This window comes from Candidatus Megaera venefica (genome assembly GCF_034554655.1).
GTDB lineage: Bacteria > Pseudomonadota > Alphaproteobacteria > Rickettsiales > Rickettsiaceae > Megaera_A > Megaera_A venefica.
In genome coordinates, this window is sequence record NZ_JARJFB010000134.1 from 1 (window position 1) to 5,107 (window position 5,107).

The window sequence follows — 5,107 nt, forward strand, 5'->3', positions numbered from 1 at the left end:
TTCTTAAACTGTATGTTAATATGGGAGTAATTTAATAACATCTCTAAACTAAATCTAAATTTACATACCTCTATCAAATAGCTGTAGACTATTATTTTGATCACATCAAAGATATGATTGAAATCATCAAACAGTTAACCCTCATGCCAAAAAGATCCAAAATGACCTTCCTCGAACAATATCCAATTCCCTCCTTTAAATCTAAAACCAGTATAGAGTTTTCATAGAAAAGAATAACCTTGTCTACTGAATCAAAAACACAACTATAATTAAACAAAGCCAAATTAACGAAAAGAAATTCGTTCACCACAACTCTAGGTAGTTCTAGGAAAATATTGCCAGATATGGAAAGTAGATTTATCGAAAGTGAGAGAAAAGTAAGTATTTCAGTTATTAGTAGAAAATTACAAATCCAAAACAAAGCAACTCGGAACACATAACTAGACTTAGTGATTAGTATATATCAGGTTAATATTTTAGATAATAGCATTGTTAATAGCTGAGTGAGTCTGAAAGAGGGTTTGAAAAGAAATTGATAATTTAGAATTTTAAGTCTTTGGTGTAGTTAAGAAGTAAATTATTTTTTGATTTAGGTTATAAGCGGAGGAAATATGTAGGATTTTGAATATATATTTATTTTATGAATGTACTTCATTTAAATTCGGAAACAAGTTGGGGATATAGTTTCTTGTATTTTTCAACATCTGATAGGGTGAGGGGGGGGACATTTTCATATTTTTTTTACAATTTATTGAGTGATTCGTGACTATCATTTTTATCGAAATAAAATTCAACCAGGATTCTGGCCAAACATAATTCTACATGATATTAAATATGATACTTTTGAAGGCTATAACATTCAAATATACGGCGGTTTTGAGTAATTCTTTTAAGAAGTCTCCTTGGAAGGGATTAATGGGCATCATAAGTTCCTTGTCATGAGCATTGAGGAAAAGCACATCAGGATCTTCACTTGATTGTGTGATTATGGTTGGAGCAAATTAGTTAAATTCGTAATATTTTGTGATGATGTCAAATGCTTTTCTGGAGACAAAGGTGCTATTCAATTCAAATACCTTTTGATTAATTTTAAATATTTTACTTCTTCCAAACTCGATTGCGAGACTAAATCTTAGAGCAAAGTACTAACTTCTGTGAATTTGGGATTTACTTCAATTATTTCTCCTTCTACTTTCAATCGTAAACTCATATTATTATTATTTATATGTTTTCCATTAATGATATATATATAAATCAAATTCCGATTGATTTAATTTTCTTCCACTTCATATTTGCTACACCTCCATCATTGATGGCCTCTAATTCTTCAATCTCTATTGGTATTCTCATATAATCTACAACCTTGTGAGTGTAGGATGCAGATTTTGGAATGCGCTTACCAGAAAAATGTATTTAGGACCTAATCATTTGGCCCATGCTTTCGATAAATTATTATTTGATTATGTCTTTCTTTTCCTTGAAACACCTTAAAGAACAACTAAAAAGATTGAATTATTGATTAGTAAAGTCAAAGATGATGAAAAGTAACTAAAATATATTATAATTAGACGTGTGCAATAACTCAAATAGAGTTATAAAGAATTGTTGGGACAAGATTATTGTGAAATAAATTAATTATAAAAATGAATAAATTAGAAGCCCATGCTTTCTTTGAAAAACCACTAAACATTGAAGCATTCGAAAGTTTTATACTGGGCACGTTGTAGATAATAAATCTAACTGCTTTGGCTATATAAAAAATCAAGATGTAGTTTATTTGCTATAAACTACATTGATCTCTATGATCTCAGTTTTAAGCTCTTGCTCTTTGCTACTTAGCTCAGAAACAAATCTTATTTCCATAGTTGAGGTTACGTTTTGCAAATCTGTAATCAAATCATCAGATAAGCTTTTTTTACCAGCTATCTCAATGTAGCTTATTGGAGCTTTAATAGATAAATTATCTTTTGCCTTCACTTTTCGCACCATCTCCAAAACTTCAATTAACTGTTTGGAAGATTTATCTACCCCATTAAAAACTAAGTCTAATACTGGCCAAGAACCTCTTCTATGAATTGAGTCATCAGTAGTATATAACAATTGATAAAGTTCCTCTGTAATATGCGGTAAGAATGGAGCAAACAATTTTAGTATTATCTTCAAGCTATGATAAAGTGTTAATCTAGCACTCAAAGCACCTGCGGCGTTTTTATTTTCTTCATCGTAGGCCCTAGTTTTTGTAATCTCTAGGTAATTATCACAGAATAAAAACCAAAAAAATTGTTCTGTATGATCCATTGCCCCAGCATATTCATACTTTTCAAACTCACTAGTTGCAGCACTCACAAGACTGGATAATCTGGTTATAAAATATTTGTCAAAGTCACAACAGATTTTATCTTTTAATTCCGATAGCTCTACATTTTTATATTCACTTGGAATTTTATCAAAATGCTGGGAAACAAATTTTGCTGCATTCCATAATTTATTCACTAGGCGCTTACCATTATTCATAGCATCCACGGAATAAGCTGTATCCGCCCCAAGTCTTGAACTAGCGGACCAATATCTTACAACATCTGCACCAAATTGTTCAAGTAAAGCATCTGGAACCAGAACATTCCCTTTAGATTTAGACATTTTACTTCGATCTTCAGCTAAACACCACCCGCTAATCATTATATTTTTCCACGGCAACGTGTTCTCATGTAAATGGCTTTTGAGTAAGGTATAATAAGCCCATGTTCGTAATATTTCATGCGCTTGTGGGCGCAAATCAGCCGGGAATAAGGCTTTATGACGTTCCTGGTCAACCATAAAACCTTGTGCAATACCATGAGAACTTAGCTGAGGAGAAACGGAACTAGTTGACCATGTATCCATTACGTCTTTGTCAGCTTCTACCTCCTCTCTTGCATAACCAATTGGCAAATCCCGCAAAGGATCTACTGGTAGTTGTTCAGGTTTTGCCAAAAGTATTTTTCCCTCTTCGCCCCTTCTTTTGGAATACCATACAGGAAAAGGTACCCCAAAATATCTTTGCCTTGAAATACACCAGTCAAGCGACACGCCCTGAATCCAGCTATCCAGCTTAATTTTCATTGAGTATGGATGCCAATTTAATTCATTAGACCTTTTGGCTAACTCATCTTTGTGGTTAACCGCTTTAATAAACCATTGTGGGGTTGTTAGTATCTCAAGCGGAGAACCGGATCTTTCTGCACATTTTACCGTCTGGATCCTCTCTGTTTGGCTCGAAAGCAAACCTTCGTTTTTCAAAAGTTCAATAATTTTTTCTCTTGCTTGGATGATCTTCATACCAACAATTTCCATAGCAAATTTCTCTGCTTTTTCTTTATCCATACAAGTATCGTCAAACTCTATGCCCGCTATTGTCCCCCACTTACTGAAAATTATTTTTGTTGGCAGCTTATGCTTTCTCCACCATAAAATATCTGTTTGATCACCAAAAGTGCAGCACATTACAAGACCGGTACCTTTTACTGGATCAACCATATCATCGGCCAATAAAGGTACTTTAACGCTAAATAGCGGTGATATCGCAAATTTTCCAGCTAGTTTATTATATCTAGTATCATCGGGATGAAATAACACAGCCACACACGCAGGAAGTAATTCAGGTCTCGTAGTAGCAATAATTATTGGCTTACCATCTTCGGTTGTGAATTGAATATCATTCATGAAGGTTGTTTTTTCATGATCTTCTATATCAGCTTGCGCTAGAGCGGTTTGATCAACAGGATCCCAAAGCATAGGCTGTGAATCACGATATATCTGTTCTTTTTGTATTAAATCAAGAAAAGACATTTGAGATATTTTGCAAGAAATAGGGCTAATAGTTCTATATTCAATATTCCAATCTACTGATAATGCAATTCGATTAAATAAATCATGAAACTTTGCCTCTTCAACCTCTACAACGTCTTGACAAATGGCAATGAATTCCTCCCGATTCATGCTGCTTGCTCTAACTTTTCGCTTCGCTTCGACTAATCTCTCTGTTGGTAAGCCATTATCATCAAAACCCATTGGATAAAATATATTCATTCCCTTCATACGCTGATAACGCACGATAAAATCAGTGTGGGTATAGCTATAAACATGCCCTATATGCAATTGTCCGGAAACTGTGGGTGGAGGCGTATCAACAACATAAGTCCTATCACGAGTTTCGTTTCTATCCCACAAGTATACACCTTGCTTTTGCCAAAACTGTTGCCATTTTTTTTCGCTGTCACTAAACTTGTACTTGCTAGGGAATTCTACCATTGGTATTACTTAACTGGAATAATTTATTTATTAGTATTTAGAGTGAAGAATAATATTACAACTAGAACAAAAATGCCAAACATATTTTTATCTGCAATTAAGCTAGCAAGACTTAACATACCAGCTAGTTACTTGCTCCCTTTTTTCATAGCATCGTTTGGCGGGATTCTTGGTAGCACTACTTTTACTGACCTTAAAATACTTCCATTATTTTTTCTTGGAAGCCTTACTGCAAGGGGTGCTGGATGCATTATTAATGATATTTTTGATAAAAATTTTGATAGCAAAGTTGAAAGAACAAAAAACAGGCCGCTAGCTAATGGGTCAATTAGTATAAAATTTGCCCTTATTCAATTGATGATATTTTTAGTCATTAGTTTGCTAATACTCATCACACTCCCTGAAGTAGCAATTTACACTTCATTAATTGCTGCAGTTATGACGGCCTTTTATCCTCTAATGAAGAGAATAACTTACCTACCTCAAGTTTTCCTTGGATTAACTTATAGTACAGCTTCTTTAATTGGTTATGCGAGTATTACTAATAATATATCCATAAATGCTGTCATCCTATATTTAGCTATAGGATTTTGGACAATAGGATTCGATGTAATATATGGTTTCATGGATATTAAAGATGATAAGAAAATTAACGTTAAATCAATGGCAATTTGGTTAGAAAATAAGAATTACAAGGCGTGGATTATGATATTTTATATTATATTTATAGTTTTATTTTTTCTTTCCTATTATCTAACTACCATCAGTTTATCCAAAATATTTTACCTAGGAATATTTTTGGGTCTAAGTTTACTTG

Annotated in this window: 2 protein-coding genes; one reads left to right on the plus strand and one right to left on the minus strand. The window is 33.3% G+C overall.

The annotated features are described in order from the left end of the window. Window positions 1-1,773: 1,773 nt before the first annotated feature. Window positions 1,774-4,290: a valine--tRNA ligase gene (locus Megvenef_RS07430; RefSeq protein ID WP_322777327.1), complete on the minus strand. Its 2,517-nt coding sequence runs from the start codon at window positions 4,288-4,290 to the stop codon at window positions 1,774-1,776. Window positions 4,291-4,362: 72 nt separating this feature from the next. Here Megvenef_RS07430 and Megvenef_RS07435 point away from each other — a divergent pair. After that, window positions 4,363-5,107: UbiA family prenyltransferase (locus Megvenef_RS07435; RefSeq protein ID WP_322777328.1), on the plus strand; the 745-nt coding region annotated here is incomplete at its 3' end.